The 19477-nt window shown below is 60.1% G+C and carries 17 protein-coding genes; 14 read left to right on the plus strand and 3 right to left on the minus strand.

All coding sequences use genetic code 11. The annotated features are described in order from the left end of the window. Nucleotides 1–108: 108 nt before the first annotated feature. The gene (locus tag ACNA0I_RS21960) at nt 109–810 is read right to left on the minus strand and encodes a Crp/Fnr family transcriptional regulator (protein ID WP_415808153.1); all 702 of its coding nucleotides are present in this window, start codon (nt 808–810) and stop codon (nt 109–111) included. Nucleotides 811–984: 174 nt separating this feature from the next. On the opposite strand from ACNA0I_RS21960, the gene ACNA0I_RS21965 reads away from it, so the two are divergent. The 7 genes from ACNA0I_RS21965 to ACNA0I_RS21995 all read left to right on the plus strand — a co-directional run bounded on the left by ACNA0I_RS21965 (nt 985) and on the right by ACNA0I_RS21995 (nt 9512). Further along, nucleotides 985–2961: an AMP-dependent synthetase/ligase gene (locus ACNA0I_RS21965; protein ID WP_415808177.1), complete on the plus strand. Its 1977-nt coding sequence runs from the start codon at nt 985–987 to the stop codon at nt 2959–2961. A gap of 3 nt (nt 2962–2964) precedes the next feature. Further along, complete coding sequence (locus ACNA0I_RS21970) at nt 2965–3762, plus strand: ABC transporter ATP-binding protein (protein WP_415808154.1); 798 nt, start codon at nt 2965–2967, stop codon at nt 3760–3762. Nucleotides 3763–3783: 21 nt separating this feature from the next. After that, on the plus strand, nt 3784–4713 hold the full coding sequence (locus ACNA0I_RS21975) for a branched-chain amino acid ABC transporter permease (RefSeq protein WP_415808155.1): 930 nt from the start codon (nt 3784–3786) through the stop codon (nt 4711–4713). Between the two features lie 10 nt (nt 4714–4723). Further along, nucleotides 4724–5788 carry a branched-chain amino acid ABC transporter permease gene (locus ACNA0I_RS21980; protein WP_415808156.1) on the plus strand — a complete coding sequence of 355 codons (1065 nt, stop codon included), beginning with the start codon at nt 4724–4726 and terminating at the stop codon, nt 5786–5788. A gap of 111 nt (nt 5789–5899) precedes the next feature. Then, on the plus strand, nt 5900–7234 hold the full coding sequence (locus tag ACNA0I_RS21985; RefSeq protein ID WP_415808157.1) for an ABC transporter substrate-binding protein: 1335 nt from the start codon (nt 5900–5902) through the stop codon (nt 7232–7234). 54 nt (nt 7235–7288) lie between these two features. Continuing rightward, nucleotides 7289–8182, plus strand: a complete 894-nt coding sequence (locus ACNA0I_RS21990) for an ABC transporter ATP-binding protein (protein ID WP_415808158.1) — start codon at nt 7289–7291, stop codon at nt 8180–8182. Between the two features lie 64 nt (nt 8183–8246). Continuing rightward, the gene (locus tag ACNA0I_RS21995; RefSeq protein ID WP_415808159.1) at nt 8247–9512 is read left to right on the plus strand and encodes a phenylacetate--CoA ligase family protein; all 1266 of its coding nucleotides are present in this window, start codon (nt 8247–8249) and stop codon (nt 9510–9512) included. 62 nt (nt 9513–9574) lie between these two features. Here the strand turns inward: ACNA0I_RS21995 and ACNA0I_RS22000 are convergent, their stop codons facing one another. Next, nucleotides 9575–10369, minus strand: coding sequence for a hypothetical protein (locus tag ACNA0I_RS22000; RefSeq protein ID WP_415808160.1), 795 nt, complete (start codon nt 10367–10369; stop codon nt 9575–9577). 235 nt (nt 10370–10604) lie between these two features. On the opposite strand from ACNA0I_RS22000, the gene pap reads away from it, so the two are divergent. The 4 genes from pap to ACNA0I_RS22020 all read left to right on the plus strand — a co-directional run bounded on the left by pap (nt 10605) and on the right by ACNA0I_RS22020 (nt 14186). Beyond that, nucleotides 10605–12074 carry a polyphosphate:AMP phosphotransferase gene (gene pap / locus ACNA0I_RS22005; protein ID WP_415808161.1) on the plus strand — a complete coding sequence of 490 codons (1470 nt, stop codon included), beginning with the start codon at nt 10605–10607 and terminating at the stop codon, nt 12072–12074. 22 nt (nt 12075–12096) lie between these two features. Further along, nucleotides 12097–12546 carry a GNAT family N-acetyltransferase gene (locus ACNA0I_RS22010; RefSeq protein WP_415808162.1) on the plus strand — a complete coding sequence of 150 codons (450 nt, stop codon included), beginning with the start codon at nt 12097–12099 and terminating at the stop codon, nt 12544–12546. Further along, on the plus strand, nt 12543–13007 hold the full coding sequence (locus tag ACNA0I_RS22015) for an HIT family protein (protein WP_415808163.1): 465 nt from the start codon (nt 12543–12545) through the stop codon (nt 13005–13007). Before ACNA0I_RS22010 ends, ACNA0I_RS22015 begins: the two co-directional genes overlap by 4 nt. A 162-nt stretch (nt 13008–13169) precedes the next feature. Beyond that, nucleotides 13170–14186: an amino acid ABC transporter substrate-binding protein gene (locus ACNA0I_RS22020; protein WP_415808164.1), complete on the plus strand. Its 1017-nt coding sequence runs from the start codon at nt 13170–13172 to the stop codon at nt 14184–14186. A 27-nt stretch (nt 14187–14213) separates the two neighbouring features. Here the strand turns inward: ACNA0I_RS22020 and ACNA0I_RS22025 are convergent, their stop codons facing one another. Continuing rightward, nucleotides 14214–14738 (minus strand): hypothetical protein, encoded by a 525-nt coding sequence (locus ACNA0I_RS22025; RefSeq protein WP_415808165.1) that lies wholly within the window; start codon nt 14736–14738, stop codon nt 14214–14216. A gap of 286 nt (nt 14739–15024) precedes the next feature. Between ACNA0I_RS22025 and ACNA0I_RS22030 the strand changes: the two genes are divergently transcribed. The 3 genes from ACNA0I_RS22030 (at nt 15025) to ACNA0I_RS22040 (ending at nt 19379) form a co-directional block, all read left to right on the plus strand. Continuing rightward, entirely contained in the window at nt 15025–15789 is a 765-nt protein-coding gene (locus tag ACNA0I_RS22030; protein WP_415808178.1) for a uracil-DNA glycosylase, read from the plus strand. 275 nt (nt 15790–16064) lie between these two features. Further along, nucleotides 16065–17915: a DEAD/DEAH box helicase gene (locus ACNA0I_RS22035; RefSeq protein WP_415808166.1), complete on the plus strand. Its 1851-nt coding sequence runs from the start codon at nt 16065–16067 to the stop codon at nt 17913–17915. Between the two features lie 267 nt (nt 17916–18182). After that, on the plus strand, nt 18183–19379 hold the full coding sequence (locus tag ACNA0I_RS22040; RefSeq protein ID WP_415808167.1) for a class I SAM-dependent methyltransferase: 1197 nt from the start codon (nt 18183–18185) through the stop codon (nt 19377–19379). Nucleotides 19380–19477 lie beyond the last annotated feature (98 nt).

The raw sequence follows: 19477 nt of genomic DNA on the forward strand, positions 1-19477 counted from the left end.
CGGACGGCGCGGTGCTTCATCCCCCGCGATTACGCGACTGTCGTTGCTGACGTGACGCTGACGCCACCGGCCGCCTCGCCATCGGTCTGTAGCGTTGCCCCGCCGCACTCACTCGTCGCGCTGCCCGCTCACCGCGTCGGCGCCATAGCGTTTCAATCCGTTCAGGTCCAACACGCGCACCGCGCCATACTCCACGCGCAGCAGACCAGCTTCCTCGAGTTTGCCCAGGGCCTGATTGGCGCGTTGACGCGAGACACGGGCCAGATAGCCGACTTCCTCTTGAGTGATGGTCAATCGCATCCCCATCCCGGGATATAGCAAGGGGTTGAACAATTCCGCCAGGCAGCGCGCGACCCGAGCGTCGGGATCGAGCAACCGGTCATATTCCGCCTTGCCGATGAACTGCGCCACGCGTTCGTTCAATTGGTGCAGCAAATAGCGATTGAACGGGATACTGGTATCCAGCAACCACTCAAACGTCGCCGCCGGCATACGTGCCACCACCGAATCGCGTAACGCCACCACGTCGTACTTGCGCACTTCGCGCTTGAGCAGCGAGCCCTCGCCGATCCAGCCGCCGGCAGGCACCCCGGTCAACGAGGCGACTTTGCCCTCGGCGTTGCCCACCGAGACTTTGATCAATCCCGCCAACACCCCGATCCACGCCTGGGCAAGCTCTCCTTTGCGCTCTATGATCGTTCCTGCTTGCACAGGCTGCACCACGATATCCCGCTCGACGCGCGATTTTTGCTCGTCGGTCAAGACTCGGAACCAGGCTGCTGCGAGATGCAGAGAATCGGTTAATTGCATCGGGAATACCCTAAATATTCTTGGAATGTCGTGATCATGACAGTTGGCGACTAAGCAAGCTTATACCTTACTGTTGCCGTACATCGAAAATGAACTGGTCAAGTGCCACCCCGATGTTCATACCGCCAGTGTGAGCATCGGACCAGTGGCCCCCAAACCGGAGGAGACAACGTGGTGCATGCACAGCCTGCCGTCGACGGCAACACGTCGGCCGCACCCAGCACCTTTCCCGGCCTGCTCTTGCAGCATGCCAGCGTACGCGGGTCGCGGCCCGCCATACGCGAAAAAGACCTGGGCATTTGGCAGACCCTGACCTGGAGCGACGTCGCGCGCGACGTGCGCCAGACAGCGCACGGTTTGGCAGCATTAGGGATAACACCCGGGATGCACGTCGCCGTCATTGGCGAGAACCGGCCACGCCTGTATATCGCCATGATGGCCACGCAGGCTTTAGGCGCCATTCCCGTGCCGCTCTATCAAGACGCCGTCGCACAGGAAATGGTCTATGTCCTGCAAGACGCCAGCATCACCGTTGCCGTGGTCGAGGATCAAGAACAAGTCGACAAGATGCTCGAGGTGCGCGATCAGTGTCCCGACCTGGCACATGTCATCTATGACGATCCGCGAGGACTGCGCCATTACGCCGATCCTATGTTGCGTTCATATGACCAACTGATCGCGACCGGCCAAAAACACGCAGAACAGCATCCAGGGTTTTTCGAAGCATCCGTGGCCACCGTGCGGCCGCATGATGCCGCAGCCATGTTTTACACCTCGGGCACGACAGGCAAGCCCAAAGGCGTTGTGTTGACGCACCATGCGTTGATCGATCGCGCCCGCGCCGTTGCCGAAATGGAAAAGCTCACCGATAAAGAAGACGTGCTGGCTTATCTGCCTCCCGCCTGGATCGGGCAGAACATGTTCTCGTATACGCAGCTGCTCGTCAGCGGCTTTACGGTAAACCATCCCGAGTCTCCAGAAACGGTATCGATCGACATGCGCGATATCGGGCCGACCTATTATTTCGCGCCGCCTCGCGTGCTGGAGGGCCTGCTCACGCACGTGATGATCCGCATGGAAGACGCGGGCCGCATTAAACGCAGCGTGTTTCAGGCTTGCATGAAATTGGCCCGGCGGGTGGGTGTGCGTATTCTGGATGGCGAGCAGGTTGGCCTGTGGGATCGGCTGCGCTATACCTTGGGCAACATCTTGATCTACGGTCCGTTGCGCAATGCGCTGGGGATGAGCCGCGTGCGTGTGGCGTATACCGCCGGCGAAGCCATCGGTCCTGATCTGTTTGTGTTCTATCGGTCCATCGGCATCAACCTCAAACAGCTTTATGGCTCGACCGAAACGTCGGTGTTTGTCTGCGTGCAACCCGACGGCCAGGTCCGTGACGATACCGTTGGCCCGCCCGTCAGCGGCGTGGAGATCCGTGTTGCCGATAACGGCGAGATTCTCGTCAAGAGCCCGGGCCTGTTCAAAGAGTATTACCGCAACCCTCAAGCCACCGAAGAGGCACGCGATGCCGACGGGTGGTTCCACACCGGGGACGCGGGCTATCTGGATACCGACGGCCAATTGAAGATCATCGATCGCGCCAAAGATGTAGGCAAACTCGCTGACGGCAGCCTGTTTGCGCCCAAGTACCTGGAAAACAAGCTCAAGTTCTTTCCTCACATCAAAGAAGCCGTGGCCTTTGGCGCCGACCGGGATCACGTCTGCGCTTTTGTGAATATCGACCTCGAGGCCGTAGGCAACTGGGCCGAGCGACGCGGTCTGCCTTATGCGGGTTACACCGACCTGGCGGGCAAAGACGAGGTGTACCGGCTGGTGGAAGAATGCATCGAACAAATCAATGCCGATCTCGCGCTGGACCCCAAGCTCGCCGCCTCGCAGATTTCGCGTTTTCTCATTCTGCATAAAGAACTCGATCCCGATGACGACGAGCTGACACGCACCCGCAAAGTACGACGCGCCTTCATTGCGCAGAAATACGGTGTGCTGGTCGATGCCTTGTTCGCAGGCTCAGACACGCAATACATCGAGACCGAAGTCAAATTCGAAGACGGCCGTATCGGCAAGATTGCGGCGGATATCAAGATCCGTCCGGTCAAGACCTTTCCCGCCATTACTGCCCGGGCCGCCTAAATCATGAGCCATACAGACCGCGACCAGCGTATCGGCAAGGTCATGCTCGACCTGCAGAATATTTCCCTGTCATTCGGCGGGGTGAAAGCGCTGACCGATATTTCATTCAATGTGCGCGAGCATGAAATCCGCGCCATCATCGGCCCCAACGGCGCAGGCAAGAGCTCGATGCTCAACGTCATCAACGGCGTCTACACGCCCCAGCAAGGCGGCATCGAATTCGAGGGCACGCGCTACACCCGTATGAACCCACGCCGTGCCGCCGAAATGGGCATCGCGCGTACCTTCCAGAATCTGGCCTTGTTCAAAGGCATGAGTGTGCTGGACAACATCATGACGGGGCGCAATCTGCGGATGACCTGCGGGCTGCTGGCGCAGGCATTGCGCTGGGGTCCCGCCGAACGCGAGGAAATCCGGCACCGCGAGTTTGTCGAAAACATCATCGATTTCCTGGAAATCCAGGCCTATCGCAAAACCCCCGTGGGTCGTCTGCCCTACGGCTTGCAGAAACGCGTGGACCTGGGACGCGCGCTGGCCATGGAGCCGCGTCTGTTATTGCTGGACGAGCCCATGGCGGGTATGAATATCGAAGAAAAGCAGGACATGAGCCGCTTTATCTTGGACGTCAATGATGAGTTTGGCACCACCATCGTGCTGATTGAACACGATATGGGCGTGGTCATGGACATTTCCGATCGCGTTGTGGTTCTGGATTACGGCAAGAAAATCGGCGATGGCAAACCCGATGAGGTCCGCTCCAACGAAGCCGTCATTCAAGCCTATCTGGGCGTATCGCACTAGCACCAAGGCGGAAACAGAACCATGGGATTTTTTCTAGAAACCTTGTTCGGCGGCCTGATGAGCGGCATGTTGTATGCGCTGATCGGCTTGGGCTTTGTGCTGATATTCAAAGCATCGGGCGTATTCAACTTTGCACAGGGCGCGATGGTATTGGTCGCGGCGCTGTCGATGGCTCGTTTCTCGGAATGGATTCCGCGATGGCTGGGATTCGAGAATCTGCTGTTGGCCAACGTTCTGGCGTTCATCGTCAGTGCCTTGCTGATGTTTGTGCTGGCGGTAGTCGTCGAACGCTATGTGCTGCGCCATCTCGTCAACCAGGAGGCCACTACGCTCCTCATGGCGACGCTGGGTATCAGTTATTTCCTCGACGGCCTGGGGCAGATCGCCTTTGGCAGTTCGGTCTACAGCATCGACGTGGGTATGCCGAAAGATCCTGCCTTTATTTTGGAATCGGTCTTTGAAGGCGGTGTCCTGATCAACCTGGAGGACCTGACCGCCGCGGTAGTCGCCGCCCTGCTTGTTGCCGCGCTGGCCATTTTCTTTCAATACACCAGCACGGGGCGCGCGTTGCGTGCTGTCGCGGATGATCACCAGGCCGCTCAATCCATCGGTATCCCGCTCAACCGCATCTGGGTCATTGTCTGGAGCGTGGCAGGTTTGGTCGCGCTCGTCGCCGGCATTATCTGGGGCTCGAAATTCGGCGTGCAGTTCACCTTATCCACGGCGGCACTGCGGGCCTTGCCTGTGGTGATCCTGGGCGGACTGACCTCCGTGCCTGGCGCCATTCTCGGCGGGCTCATCATCGGTGTAGGAGAAAAACTGTCAGAGGTGTATCTGGGCTCTCTGGTAGGCGGCGGCATCGAAATCTGGTTCGCCTACGTGTTGGCGCTTGTCTTCCTGCTGTTCCGCCCGCAAGGGCTGTTCGGCGAGAAAATCATCGATCGGGTCTGAGGGAGACATCATGTTCTATCGCGAAAACGGCCAATTCAAGACAGGCTATCGCGCCGACCAGCAGATCTTTCCGATCCGCCAGGACCGCATTTTCATGGTACTGCTGCTCGCAGTAGCCTTTATTGCAGTCCCCATGTTGGCCAGCGATTATTTTCTGCGCGCCATCCTGATCCCATTTTTGATCTTGTCGCTAGCGGCGGTGGGCCTGAACATTCTGGTGGGTTATTGCGGCCAGATTTCACTGGGCACGGGCGCGTTCATGGCGGTAGGCGCCTATGCGGCATGGAATTTCGGTGTGCGCTTTCCCGGCATGCCACTGGTGATACAGATATTGCTGGGGGGGTGCTTTGCCACCATCGTCGGCGTGTTGTTCGGCATCCCCAGTTTGCGTATCCGCGGACTGTATCTGGCAGTCGCCACCTTGGCAGCACAGTTTTTTGTCGACTGGGCATTTTTGCGCATTCCGTTTTTCACGAATTACTCCTCGTCGGGCAGCGTCTCGGTGCCGCCTCTCAGCGTCTTTGGCATGCCGGTGCAAACTGCGCTGCAACGCTACCTGCTCGTCCTGTGCTTTGTCGTGGTATTCGCGTTACTGGCCAAGAATCTGGTGCGCGGCGCGATCGGCCGTCAGTGGATGGCGATCCGGGACATGGACGTTGCCGCAGCGGTGATCGGCATCCGACCCATGTACGCGAAACTCACCGCGTTCGCCGTCAGCTCGTTCATCGTCGGCGTCGCGGGTGCGTTGTGGGGCTATATCCATCTCGGGTCGTGGGAACCCTTGGCCTTTGACCTGGCGCGCTCGTTCCAACTGTTGTTCATGGTGATCATCGGCGGACTCGGCTCTATCGTCGGCAGCTTCTTTGGCGCGGCCTTTATCGTGTTGGTGCCGGTCGCGCTGACCAATGTGCCGCACATGCTGGGGCTCTCGCTGTCGGTGGACACAGCGGCGCACGTCGAACACATGGTTTTTGGTGCACTGATTGTGTTTTTCCTGATTGCCGAGCCGCATGGGCTGGCTCGACTCTGGGGTATCGCAAAAGAAAAGCTGCGAATCTGGCCTTTCCCGCATTGATGTTCCGTACTGTTCCCGGCTGCCGCCCGCCGTCCGCGAAGCAGCAGCCTCTTTGACTACCCGGCTTCAGACCGGGCCAATCCTGGTGTCAATCACACCAAGCAGGAGGTAATGGAGATGAAGCGTCTTAACTTGAAATGGGCAGCGGCCTGCCTGATCGCCACAGGCGCCCTCAGCACCGCCGCGCCGGTGTTGGCGGCTGAAGAGCAGTTCGTCCCGCTCTTGGTGTATCGCACCGGCTCGTTTGCACCGCTGGGCATACCATGGGCCGACGGGAAACTGGACTATCTGAAGTTGGTCAACGCCCGCGATGGCGGCGTCAACGGCGTCAAGATCACCTACGAAGAGTGCGAAACGGCGTATGCCACCGATCGTGGCGTGGAATGCTACGAGCGTCTAAAGGGCAAAAGCGGTGGGGCGTCGGGCTTTGACACCCAATCCACGGGCATCACCTTTGCCGTGACGGACAAAGCCATCGTCGACAAAGTCCCTGTAGAAACGATGGGCTACGGCCTCTCGCAATCGGTCGACGGCAGTGTCTTTGAATGGAACTTCCCGTTGCTCGGCACCTATTGGACGGCGGCCGATGTCATGATCCAGGACATCGCCAAGAAAGAAGGCGGCATGGACAAACTCAAGGGTAAAAAGATCGCCTTGGTCTACCATGACTCGCCCTACGGCAAAGAGCCCATTGCATTGCTGCAGAAACGCGCGGCCAAGGAAGGCTTCGAACTGCTGCTCTATCCGGTCACCGCGCCAGGGGTAGAGCAAAAGTCCACCTGGCTGCAGATCCGTCAATCGCGCCCCGCCTACGTGCTGCTGTGGAGCGCCGGCATCATGACGCCGACGGCGATACGCGAAGCCCAGGCCACCGGCTATCCGCGCGACAAAATGTATGCCATCTGGTGGGCAGGCTCCGAAGGCGACGTCAAAGACCTGGGCGCGGTTGCCAAAGGCTATAACGCGATCACCATTCACAACAGCGCTGCCCAGGGCAAGGTCTACGAGGACTTGAAAAAATTCGTCTACGACAAAGGCCAGGGCAGCGATGCGTCGGGCACCTCCACGCTCGGTACGATCGCGCACACCCGCGGCATGATGATCTCGATGCTGCAAGTCGAAGCCATCCGCACTGCGCAGGAGAAATTCGGCAAAGGCAAACACATGACGCCCGAACAAGTCCGTTGGGGCTTTGAAAACCTGAACCTGTCTCAGGAACGCCTGAACGAGTTGGGCTTTGGCGACATCATGCGTCCGGTGAAAACCTCGTGCAGCAACCACATGGGCGACGACTGGGCGCGCATCGTGCAATGGGATGGCAAGGACTTCAAGGTCGTCTCCGACTGGTACCAATCCGACAAGGCAATTACCGGGCCGCTGGTGAAAGAGGCTGCAGAGAAATACGCCAAAGAGAAGAACATCACGCCTCGCAAGTGCGAAGGTTGATGTGAACCAGCCGCCGGCGCTTCGCGCGCTGGCGGCTACCACGCAGGAACTGCTATGACTGCTGCACACACTGCCCCACCTGCCACCGCGGCCAACGCCCCGACGACAAACTCGGGGGCAGCCAAGGCAACGGCACCCGACATCGCCGCACCGTTGCTGGACGTCAACGGTATCGAGGTCATCTACAACCATGTGATCCTGGTGCTGAAAGGTGTCTCGCTGCAAGTCCCCGAAGGCCGCATCGTCGCCTTGCTGGGCGCCAATGGCGCGGGCAAGACCACCACACTGCGCGCCGTGTCGAATCTCCTGAAGGGCGAACGTGGCGACGTCACAAAAGGCTCCATTCAATACCGAGGCCAACGCATTGATCAGCTCTCGCCTGCCGAGCTGGTAAAACGCGGCGTCGTACAGGTCATGGAGGGTCGCCATTGTTTCGCCCATCTGACCATTGAGGACAACCTGTTGACGGGCGCCTACACCCGAGACCTCAGCCGTGGCGACACAACGGCAGCTCTGGACCGCGTCTATCAATATTTCCCGCGCCTGAAGCAGCGACGCACGAGCCAGGCGGGCTATACCTCGGGCGGCGAACAGCAAATGACCGCAATCGGCCGGGCGCTGATGGCCAATCCCAACATGATTTTGCTCGACGAGCCCTCCATGGGGCTGGCTCCGCAAATCGTCGAGGAGATTTTCGAAATTGTGCGAGACCTGAACCAACGGGAACGGGTGAGCTTCCTGCTGGCCGAGCAAAACACCAACATTGCGCTGCGCTATGCGGACTACGGCTACATCCTGGAAAACGGACGCGTCATGATGGACGGCGATGCCGGCGAACTCAGCCGCAATGAAGACGTTAAAGAGTTCTACCTGGGTATTTCCAGCGGTGAACGAAAAAGCTTTCGTGATAACAAGTTCTACCGGCGCCGCAAACGCTGGCTGGCTTGACCCTTAGTGCCTTTGCATTAGTGCCTTTGCTTACGCCTTTTGGCCTTTCATAGAGTGCGATCACATGCCTGCGTTTTTTGATGCACTGGAAACCCGCGCCCCCGAACAGCGCGAACGCGATCTGATGGCAGCGCTACCGGGCGTTGTTGCACACGCCATGGCCCGCGCGCCTGCCATTGCCGAACAATTGCACGGAGTCGATGCACGCAGCGTGGCCTCGCGCCAGGCACTCGCAGCGCTCCCCGTTTTGCGCAAGCACGAGTTGCTGGAAAAGCAGCAACATAGTCGTGCCAGCAACCGTCCTGCGAGCGCTACCAAGGCATTTGGCGGATTTTCGACCATCGGTTGGGGACAAGCGCTGCGCGTCTTTGCCTCACCCGGCCCGATCTACGAGCCGGAAAGCAGCCGCTCCGATTATTGGCGTTTTGCGCGCGCGCTCTATGCAGCCGGTTTCCGGTCTGGCGAGTTGGCGCACAACTGCTTTTCCTACCATTTCACCCCAGCGGGCTCGATGATGGAAACCGCGGCCCATGCCGTAGGCTGCACGGTCTTTCCCGGCGGCACAGGCCAGACTGAACAGCAAGTCCGTGCCATTGCCGATCTGGCGCCCAGCGGCTATCTGGGCACGCCGAGTTTTCTGAAAATCATTCTGGAAAAAGCCGATGAGCTGGGCGTGACATTACCCTCGTTGCGCCGTGCGCTCGTATCGGGCGAGGCTTTTCCCCCGTCGCTGCGCGATTGGCTCACAGCGCGTGGTATTGACGGTTATCAAGCCTACGGCAGCGCCGATCTCGGCATGATTGCGTTTGAAACGCCGGCCCGCGAAGGCCTGGTCGTCGGTGAAGAAATCATTCTGGAGATCGTACGCCCCGGCACCGGCATACCGGTGTCCGACGGCGAGGTCGGAGAAGTCGTCGTCACCACACTGAATCCCGATTATCCCTTGGTGCGTTTCGGCACCGGCGACCTGTCTGCGGTATTGCCCGGCACATCGCCGTGCGGCCGTACGAATCTGCGCATCAAAGGCTGGATGGGCCGCGCCGATCAGACCACCAAAGTCCGCGGCCTGTTTGTGCATCCCTCGCAGGTGGCTGAAATCCTCGCGCGCCACCCAGAAATCCGCCGAGCACGGCTGGTCGTCAGCGGACAAATGGGCAGCGACCGCATGGTGCTTCAGGTCGAGGCAGACGATCACTCCGCAGCCCTGGCCGAACGTATCGCCACCTCGGCCCGCGACGTCACCAAACTGCGTGCCGACGTGCAATGGGCTGACGCGGGCAGCCTGCCCAATGACGGCAAAGTCATCGACGATATACGTTCTTACGACTGACAGCGCCTTGACTCAGACTGAGGTGCAATCGGCCCGTCGCGATGGGCCGATTGCGCATTGCCTCAGATATAGGCAACGAGGTTGCGGCGTGGGGTATGCGTCATCATCGAAGCGATCAGGTCGTCTTTCGACAGGATGTCAGCACTCGCCGGGCGCGCCGCCATGATCGTGGTGATATCGACCTTGTCCGACGACTGAACGTCGACGGCCTTGCCGGCTTGCACTTCGCTATTCACCACAACCGCCGTACGGGCAGCCAGAATCGCGGCCACATCGGCCTGACCACGGGGTTGCGCCTTGAAGGCGGTAACCATCGCAGGCGTGATGTCCTCGGGATACAAATCGCTGTCGGCCTTGATGGCATTCCAGGTATCCAGAATATCGCCGAAACCATTGCCGGTCAGCCCCAGGTCGCGCCCATTGGTTTTAAACGCCGAGTAGGCGATTTCCTCGGGGTTTTTCTTCTTGCTCAGCCCCTCGTAGGTGGCATTATCCGAGCCGTACGTCAGGAGGTTACGAATCCAGATGCCAGCCTGCCCCAGCCAGGAGGTTTCGGCTTGGTGCGCCTTTTTGATCTCGTCTCGCGTGTTGAACGCCTTGCGCGCCAATTCGTCGCCAAAGCATTGCTGGTCGTCATGGAAGACAGCAGCTTCCTTGGCAAAGGCCTCATAGGCCTGGCTGACTGCCGCGTTGTAGCTTGCGCGCACGTCGCTATCGCTGCGCGGCTGGATTCGCGCCACCGGCGCGACGACCTGCGGGCTATAGGCGTTGCGCAACAGGGGCGCGCCAACCGTCATCGGACCAGGGACGTTGCGCAGCAGGGAGGCGACGCTGGTCATTGAACTCATCATGTTCATTTGGTTAATTCCTGTTATTTCAAGTGAAAATTGCCACAGAACCACACCATATGGCCGTTATGAGTAACTCACCCAATGATCCTGTTCCATGAAATTTCTCGTTGCCGGTTTTGGTTTATCGGCATGACAGAGCACTGGCGTTCTCCGGCAACGTTGCGCGGCCACGAGTTGCTTGTGCCGCATTCCGATATCCTGCACCATCGGACATCTCCTCATTCACCCCGAGATGTCATCCATGTTTGCAGACGCCCAGTCCGATCCCTCGCTGTCCGAAGACGAGTTTGACGCGCAAGAGCCGCGGTTGCGAACAGCCTTGCTCAAAGCACAGTATCGGCAGCTCGAACGGGCCGATCGCAGCCTGCTGATCGTCGTAGCGGGGATAGACGGGGCAGGCAAAGGCGCAGCCATCAATTTGCTCAACGAATGGATGGATCCTCGCCATATTCAGACCCTGGCGTTTGGTACGCCCACATTCGATGAGCAGGAACACCCGCCGTTCTGGCGCTACTGGAACGAACTGCCGGCCAAGGGCAAAATCGGCATCGTGTTCGGCTCCTGGTACGTCCCGCTGTTACTCGAAGCCTCGCGCAAGAAGCCACGGCCGCGTCGAATGACCGCCTACGCCAACGCGATCGGTCGCTTCGAGGCCGGGCTCGCTGCCGAGGGTGTACAGATCATCAAGCTCTGGTATCACCTGTCGGCCCGGGCCCAAGCCAAGCGCACCGCAACACTGCTTGGCAGCGCAGAAACTGCCTGGCAGGTCACGCCAGCCGATCGCAAAGTCCAAAAAAAGTACAACAGAATCTGCCATGCGGGCCAACATATCATTGAGCACCTGAATCCTCCTTACGCTCCCTGGACGATCATCCCTAGCGCGGACGAACACATGCGGGCGGTGTGCACAGCCCAAACGGTGCTGCAGGCCATGACACATCGCGCGCCCACGCCCAAGGCGCAGGTATTCATCGCGCCGGGTATCGCCAGGCGCCGCAGCCCTGATCGTCTGGGGCAGCTCGATTACAGCGTCAAACTGGACAAGGACGATTATGAGTCGGAACTCGGCTTGCTGCAGGGCCGGCTCGCCCGTGCGGTGCGTTCAGACGCGTTCAAAAAACGGTCCTTGATCCTGGCTTTCGAGGGCCAGGATGCCGCAGGCAAAGGCGGTGCGATCCGCCGCATCACGCACGCCCTCGACCTGCGGCAAGTCGATATTCACCCCATCGGTGCACCCATGCATGACGAGTTGATGCACCCCTATTTATGGCGGTTCTGGCGCCGGCTGCCGCGGCAGGGTCGCATCGCGATTTTCGACCGTTCCTGGTATGGCCGCGTACTTGTTGAGCGTGTCGAAGGCTTTGCCTCGAGCGCCGACTGGCGGCGCGCCTACGCAGAGATCAATGACTTTGAACGCCAACAGACCGATCATGGCGCCATTGTGCTGAAGTTCTGGCTGGCCATCACCCCCGAAGAACAACTGCAACGCTTTCACGAACGCGAACGCTCGCCTTTCAAGAATTTCAAGATCACGCCCGACGATTGGCGCAATCGCGAGAAATGGAATCAATATGCCAGTGCCGCCAACGACATGTTGGCACGTACCGATACGGATCATGCGCCGTGGCACGTTATCGGGACCAACGACAAACGCTATGCTCGCGTACACGTGCTAAAAAGCATTGTCGCAGCCCTAGAAAAAACCCTGTAACTTTTCCCTGGTGATCACCGTCATGGCTCAATCTCCTGATATCCGCCCTGTTTCCGATGCTGATTTCGATGCTTGGCTGCCGTTGTGGAAAGGCTATCAAGCGTTCTATCAGGTCGATATCCCCGAAGACGCCACGCGCACGGCCTGGGCCCGGATGATCGATCCCGACGAGCCTGTTCACGCCGCCCTGGCCTATCACGCAGGACGGGCTGTGGGGATGGTGCATTGGATATTTCATCGTTCGACCTGGACGCCTGGCGATTATTGCTATCTGCAGGATCTATTTGTCGCTCCGGACGTACGCGGAGGCGGCCACGGCCGGCACCTGATCGAGCACGTCTATGCCCAGGCGCGCGCTGCCAACGCTGCTCGCGTCTATTGGCTGACCCACGAAACCAACACCACCGCGCGCCAGCTTTATGACCGCGTGGCGGATCAACCCGGCTTCATTCAATATCGGAAAGTCCTGTGAGCGCACGCGATCCCAATTGCCCTCTCTGCCGCGAAGACGGCGGCGCCGTACTTTGGCGCGGCCCCCATCTGCGAGTCATCGAGGTCGACGATGCCGATTACCCGGGTTTCACGCGCGTCATCTGGCATGGTCATCTTTCAGAAATGACCAGCCTGTCCACGCACGGGCGCGACTTGATGATGCGCGCGGTCTATACCGTGGAACAAGTGCAGCGCGACATCCTTGCCCCAGACAAGATCAATCTGGCATCGCTGGGCAACATGGTGCCACATCTGCATTGGCACGTGATACCGCGTTGGCAAGGCGACCGGCATTATCCGGACGCGATCTGGGCGGCGCCCCGTGTGGCGCCGGGCACAGAATCTGCAGACTGGCACACGAGACAGGCGCAAACCCGGCAGTTGCTGTCTCGCTATCGCGACCGTTTGGTCGAAGCAATGAACGCCCTGCTCTGGCACTGACGGACAGGTGAACGCTACGGTTTGAACTGACACCAATCCGCCACCGCGTAGAATCCTTATTCCATCCCGTTATTTGGCAAGCCCGAACAAGCTCGTTACGCTGTCGGGTTCGCACATACGGGCCGCTTTGATCGTCGGCTTGGGTAGAGGGAGAAGCACACCATGAAGATCACGAAAGGCCTAATCGCTGCCGCTTTGTTGCTCGGCACGTTCGCTGGCGCACAAGCCGCCACACTGGATGTCGTCAAAAAACGCGGGGAAGTCCGCTGCGGCACCACCACAGGTTTTGCGGGTTTTTCTGCGCCCGATGCCAAAGGCGTCTGGCGCGGTCTGGACGTGGACCTGTGCCGCGCCGTCGCTGCCGCCGTCTTTGGGGATGCCAACAAATTCAAAGTTGTGCCGCTGAATTCGCAGCAACGCTTCACCGCGCTGCAATCGGGCGAAATCGATGTGTTGACACGCAACACGACCGTCACGCAACAGCGTGACACAGCACTTGGCCTGATTCATGCGGGCATCAATTTCTATGACGGCCAGGGCTTTCTTGTGCCCAAATCGCTGGGCGTGAAAAGCGCGACCGAGCTCAACGGCGCAACGATCTGCCTGCAGACGGGCACATCCAACGAAAACACCTTGGCCGACTGGGCACGTGCTCACAAGGTGGAATACAAACCGGTCGTCATCGAAACCTTCGACGAAGTCGTCAACGCCTTTGCCTCGGGCCGTTGCGATGTCTTCAGTACAGACGCCTCAGGCTTGGCTTCGATCCGGATTTCCAAACTGCAAAACCCGGATGATTATCTCGTCTTGCCGGAAATCATCTCGAAAGAGCCGCTCGGCCCCTTTGTGCGCCAGGGCGACGATCGCTGGCTGAACATTGTGCATTGGTCCTTGTCGGCGATGATCGAGGCAGAGGAATACGGCATTACCTCGGCAAATGTGGACGAGCAAACCAAAAGCACGAATCCCAATGTGCAACGCATTCTCGGTGTGACGCCGGGTGCAGGCGCCAACATGGGCCTGGATGACAAGTGGGCGTATCACATCATCAAACAGGTCGGCAATTACGGCGAAAGCTTCGATCGCAATGTTGGTGCGGGCAGCCCACTGAAAATTGCGCGCGGCTTGAACGCCCAATGGAATCAGGGCGGGTTGATGTACGCGCTGCCTATACGCTGACCGGCATAGGCGAATCGCAACGCGACGTCAGTTGATGCTGTAGCCCTTGCCCTTGAAACACGCGCCCATGGCGCGCGTGTAAGACTCAGCCGAGGCACTCGTGGTGTATTCGGTGATGTAGTCAGGATCGAGCCCGCTCTGGTTCATCGCCCAGTTTTGGCAGTCCAGGCGATCCTGCTGCTGCTGGGATTCGCTTTGCCCGTTAGCCGGATAAGCAACGACGTTCAGACTGGACGACGCCACGGTCACCCTGGGTGTCGAATAGGTCACCACAGGTGCTGGCGTCACATAGGCGACAGGCGGGGCGACATAGGCTCCGGGGGAGTAATACACGGGAGGCGAGGTATAGCTGACGCCGCTGTAGGCATAGCGAGGACCGCTGGTCAGCGCCAATGCCACGCCGGCCCCCAAAAGCGCGCCGCCAATCCACCAGCCCGAGCCGCCGTAATAACCACCGTGATAATGGCGGTACCCGCCGTGGGCAGAAACCTGCCCGCTGCATGCGGCCAGCGCAACGGCCAATGCCGCCGCACGCCAAAATCGGGACTTCATAGTTGTCTTTCCTGAAAAACAGCTCAGTCGCGACACGCATTCATGTCACCAAGCACCGAGCCGATACTGCGGTATAGCGGGTTTTACTTTACTCCCGTGCGAGAGGCCTGTCTCGCATCTGGGTGCGAGGAAACGCGGAAATGACTACAAGCTGTTTCCGTTGCGGCAAATACGGCCTGGCCGGATGCTGTCTCGGGCCTCATTTCGACCTACAGTCCGGGCACCCCAAGGGTCGCCCGGCTGGAAACCGCGGATGACTGACTCGGGCATGTGCCAAAATTCCACGATGGCACATGACAATCGCTTGCACAAAAACACGCTGGCTGCGCAGGCCAGCCACCTACCTGCTGCCTGGCAGACCGCTCTACAGGCTCCTGGGGTCGCTCAGGCGCTTTCCGGGATCATCGACCACGTCGAAGCACGCCTGGCTGCCGGCGCGGTGGTGTATCCGGCTACCCCTTTTCGCGCCCTGGACCATCTGGCGCCGGCCGACGTGCGAGTCGTGATTCTGGGTCAGGATCCCTATCACGGCCCGGGACAGGCTCAAGGGCTGGCGTTTTCTGTGCCCGACGACTGTAAACGCCCTCCCAGCCTGCGCAATATCTTTAACGAGATCGCCAAGGATTTCCCCGGCACCTCGTTGCCCCGCGGCAATGACCTGTCCCCCTGGGTGGACCAAGGGGTTCTGTTGTTGAACACCTCGCTGACCGTCGAAGACGGGCAACCCGCCTCGCACGCCAGGCGAGGATGGGAAACCGTGACAGACGCCCTGATCAGCCTGGTCGCACGGGACGTCGCTCCCAAGGCCTTTCTGCTCTGGGGCGCCCATGCGCAAGCCAAGCAATCGTTGCTGCCAAGCAACAGCAATCACCTGGTGTTGACGGCCAATCATCCCTCGCCGCTTTCCGCGCGCCGCCCTCCTGTTCCCTTTCTAGGATGCGGACATTTCGCCAAAGTGAACACGTGGCTCATTGATCAGGGAAAATCCCCTATTGACTGGGCAATAGAAAAAAACCAAGGGGGTGTACTCCAAGGGGAATTCAGGTTATAGTCGCGGCACTGCACAAAATTGTTCTGGCATTTCATACGCGTGTAATTGCGCGATTGGTATTCGCAGTCATAGTTTGTCGGGGAATGTTGCCCGACCTTATGCCGAACACCATCGATTCCTGACCTCCTTTCCTTCCGCCTCGCGTTTCAGAAAACGCGCCGTGCGCACGGTTGATCCGGTCGGCCCGATGCTCCATCAACCGTCGCCCGGATCTCGCCGCTATTTAATCTCGGCTATCCCGGCACATGCGCCGCTTTACGCGGCAAGGACAAGTAATGTCTTTTGAAACGCTGGGTCTCGCTCCTACTCTGTTGTCGGCCCTCCAAGAAGCCGGTTTCTCCGCCCCCACCCCTGTTCAAGCCGCCGCGATTCCTCAAGCGCTCGCCGGCCATGACCTGATGGTGTCCTCGCAAACGGGTAGCGGCAAGACCGCTGCCTTTATGCTGCCTGCGTTGAACCGCATTGCTGGCCAGCCCGGCAACAAGGGCGTAGGCGTGCAGGTATTGGTTCTGACACCTACCCGCGAACTGGCTCTGCAAGTCGCCGAAGCCACGGGCTCCTATGGCCGCAATCTGCCTGGCCTGCGTACCGCCACTGTAGTAGGCGGCATGCCCTATGGCGCCCAACTGAAAGCCCTGTCGCGTCGTGTCGACGTGCTGGTTGCCACGCCGGGCCGCTTGCTCGATCACCTGAAGGCCGGCCGCGTCAAGCTGAACACGGTCCACACGCTGGTGCTGGACGAAGCCGATCGCATGCTGGACATGGGCTTTATCGAGGACATCGAAACCATCGTCGCCCGCTTGCCCCAAGAACGCCAAACGTTGTTGTTCTCGGCGACGCTGGATGGCACCGTGGCCAAGCTGGCCGCAGCCATGATGCGTGAGCCTCAACGCATCGAAATCGCTGGCCAGAAAGACAAGCACACCAACATTACGCAAAGCCTGCTGTACGCCGACGACGCCAGCCACAAAATGCAATTGCTGGATCACGTCCTGCGCGATGCCAAACTGGATCAAGCCATCGTCTTTACCGCCACCAAGCGCGGCGCCGACGATCTGGCCGACCGCCTGGCCGACCAGGGCTTTGCCGCTGCAGCGCTGCACGGTGACATGAACCAGCGCCAACGCACACGCACGTTGACCCAGTTGCAACGCGGCCAATTGCGTATTCTGGTTGCAACCGACGTGGCAGCGCGCGGTATTGACGTGCAAGGCATCAGCCACGCCGTCAACTTCGATCTGCCGATGCAGGCCGAAGACTACGTGCACCGTATCGGCCGTACCGGCCGTGCCGGCCGCGATGGTCAGGCATTCACGCTGGCGACGCACTCCGAGCGCCACAAGGTCCGCCGCATCGAGCATTACATCGGCCAATCCATCACGCCGGAAACCATCGCCGGTCTGGAACCCAAGCGCACGCCGCGCCCCTTTACTGGCGGCGGCGCTGGCCGTGGCGGCAAACCCTTTGGCAAGCGCCCCGGCGGCTTCGGTGGTGGCGATCGCCCCTTCCGCGAAGGCCGTGGCAGCCACGGTGGCGCCCGTGCTGACGGTCCCCGTGAAGGCGGCTGGCGCGGTGGCGAGCATAAATCCCGCGAAGGCGGCGCCCGTGGCGAATTCCAACCGCGTGGCGAGTTCAAGCCCCGTGGCGATTTCCAGGCCCGCGGTGAATTCCAGCCCCGTGGTGAATTCAAACCCCGCGGCGAATTCCAGCCGCGCGGTGAGTTCAAGCCCCGTGGCGACTTCCAACCGCGTTCGAGCGGTCCGCGCGGTGAGTTCCAACCGCGTGAAGGCGGCTGGCGCGGCCGTGACGAGCGTCCCGCAGGCGCCCGTCCTGCCCGCTCGTTCGGTGATCGTCCGCAACGTAGTGACTGGCGTGCTGAACGCGATGCCCAACCGACCGCCGGTTTTGGCGACCGTCCGCAACGCGACGGCCAACGCGGTGAGTTCAAACCTCGTGGCGAGTTTCAAGCCCGTGGTGAATTCCGCCCCCGTGCCCACGCCGAAGGCGAATTCCGCGGCGCAGAGCGCCGTCCCAGCGGTTTTCGTCCCTCGTCCAAACCGTTCGCCCAACGCGACGGCGGCCCCGGCAAGCGCTTTGGCAAGCCCGCCGGCGCACGTCGCGACTAAGTTCACGACGACGTCCGCGACGGCATCCGTGACGTCGCTGGCGCGCATCAAGAAACGGCTCCTGTATTAGCTGCCGTTTCGTGATCGGCCTCCACACTGCCCGCCTCGCCGTTTCTGACGGCACGGTGGGCAGTGTCACATTCCGGCCCCGTACGCCGTGCGGATGCCCCCGACATGGGACAATCCGATAATCCCGCAGTCTTGCCACTGCGCCCCTTTCGTCCTTGGCATGGATGCCAAGGGTCCTCGGAGTAACGGATCACGTTCATGCATCGCCCGGCCTCTTCTTCCCTACCTGCACTGGACCCTGACAGCGCGCAGCACAGCGCACGCGCTGCTGCGCATTTGAGACGCGCCGTCGAGGCATCGGGCGGCTGGTTGCCGTTCGATCAATGGATGGCGCAAGCACTGTATGCGCCGGGCCTCGGGTATTACACAGCGGGGACGATCAAGCTCGCCTCTACCGCCGCCACGGATGCGCGCGGCATTCCCATCGCCCAAGGCGATTTTGTGACGGCCCCGGAACTCACGCCGCTGTTTGGCAACACGCTGGCCCGGCAAGTCGCTCAAATACTGAACGACACGGAGACCAGCACGGTGCTGGAGTTCGGTGCAGGAACTGGCGCGCTTGCCGACAGTGTCTTGAGCGAGCTCGATCGCATCGGCCTGCCCGCTCAATATCGCATCATCGAGGTATCTGCCGATCTGCGTGCACGCCAACAGACGCGCTTGGCACCATACGGTGACCGGGTCCAATGGCTGGACGCCTTGCCAGACAGTTTTTCGGGCTGTGTGTTGGCCAACGAAGTGCTCGACGCCATGCCGGTATCGCTCTTTTGCTGGAGCTCGGACGCCGCTGTACTGGAACGTGGCGTGGCCCTGGACGCCAATGGTGATTTCATCTGGCAAGACCGCCCCGCCAGCCTCGAACTTGCCCAAGCGGTCGCGGCTCGTATGCCGAGTCTGCCTGGGTATACCTCCGAGATCAACCTGCAAGCCGAGGCATGGATGCGCGCGATGGGCCGCTGGCTGGCGCATGGCGCTGCATTGCTGGTGGACTATGGCTTTCCACGCAATGAGTACTATCACCCGCAGCGGGCGGGCGGCACGCTGATGTGCCACTTGCACCATCACGCTCACGCGGATCCGTTGATTGCCCCTGGCGTGCAAGACATCACGGCACACGTTGACTTCACCGCCATGGCGGATGCAGCGCATGAGGCCGGTTTGCAAGTACTGGGCTATACCTCGCAGGCACGATTTCTGATGAACGGCGGACTGACGGAACTGCTGGCGCAATACGACCCTGCCGACGCGCGCAGTTATGCGCAGGCCATCGCCCCCGTACAAAAGCTGCTGAGCGAATCGGAGATGGGAGAATTGTTCAAAGTGCTGGCAGTGGGACGCGGCATCACAACACCGCTGCAAGGATTCAAGCGCGCGGATCGATTGGCTGCGCTTTGATATCGGCGCAATACACTGCGCGGCATCGCAGGCTCGGCGACGCCGCATCAATTCCTACGTCGATCGTGTGATCGACTCCAATCAAACTGAACGTGACG

Origin of the sequence: Bordetella muralis (assembly GCF_965139205.1) — a bacterium.
GTDB lineage: Bacteria > Pseudomonadota > Gammaproteobacteria > Burkholderiales > Burkholderiaceae_B > Bordetella_A > Bordetella_A muralis.

What these genes read in the sequence shown, in the direction of transcription:
- ACNA0I_RS21970 (WP_415808154.1), top strand. Translation starts at nt 2,965, where the DNA reads ATGAGCCATACAGACCGCGACCAGCGTATCGGCAAGGTCATGCTCGAC.
- ACNA0I_RS21980 (WP_415808156.1), top strand. Translation starts at nt 4,724, where the DNA reads ATGTTCTATCGCGAAAACGGCCAATTCAAGACAGGCTATCGCGCCGAC.
- ACNA0I_RS21960 (WP_415808153.1), bottom strand. Translation starts at nt 810, where the DNA reads ATGCAATTAACCGATTCTCTGCATCTCGCAGCAGCCTGGTTCCGAGTC.
- ACNA0I_RS22020 (WP_415808164.1), top strand. Translation starts at nt 13,170, where the DNA reads ATGAAGATCACGAAAGGCCTAATCGCTGCCGCTTTGTTGCTCGGCACG.
- ACNA0I_RS21975 (WP_415808155.1), top strand. Translation starts at nt 3,784, where the DNA reads ATGGGATTTTTTCTAGAAACCTTGTTCGGCGGCCTGATGAGCGGCATG.
- ACNA0I_RS22035 (WP_415808166.1), top strand. Translation starts at nt 16,065, where the DNA reads ATGTCTTTTGAAACGCTGGGTCTCGCTCCTACTCTGTTGTCGGCCCTC.
- ACNA0I_RS22010 (WP_415808162.1), top strand. Translation starts at nt 12,097, where the DNA reads ATGGCTCAATCTCCTGATATCCGCCCTGTTTCCGATGCTGATTTCGAT.
- ACNA0I_RS21990 (WP_415808158.1), top strand. Translation starts at nt 7,289, where the DNA reads ATGACTGCTGCACACACTGCCCCACCTGCCACCGCGGCCAACGCCCCG.
- ACNA0I_RS21985 (WP_415808157.1), top strand. Translation starts at nt 5,900, where the DNA reads ATGGAGATGAAGCGTCTTAACTTGAAATGGGCAGCGGCCTGCCTGATC.
- ACNA0I_RS22000 (WP_415808160.1), bottom strand. Translation starts at nt 10,369, where the DNA reads ATGAACATGATGAGTTCAATGACCAGCGTCGCCTCCCTGCTGCGCAAC.
- ACNA0I_RS22030 (WP_415808178.1), top strand. Translation starts at nt 15,025, where the DNA reads ATGGCACATGACAATCGCTTGCACAAAAACACGCTGGCTGCGCAGGCC.
- ACNA0I_RS22025 (WP_415808165.1), bottom strand. Translation starts at nt 14,738, where the DNA reads ATGAAGTCCCGATTTTGGCGTGCGGCGGCATTGGCCGTTGCGCTGGCC.
- pap (WP_415808161.1), top strand. Translation starts at nt 10,605, where the DNA reads ATGTTTGCAGACGCCCAGTCCGATCCCTCGCTGTCCGAAGACGAGTTT.
- ACNA0I_RS22040 (WP_415808167.1), top strand. Translation starts at nt 18,183, where the DNA reads ATGCATCGCCCGGCCTCTTCTTCCCTACCTGCACTGGACCCTGACAGC.
- ACNA0I_RS21995 (WP_415808159.1), top strand. Translation starts at nt 8,247, where the DNA reads ATGCCTGCGTTTTTTGATGCACTGGAAACCCGCGCCCCCGAACAGCGC.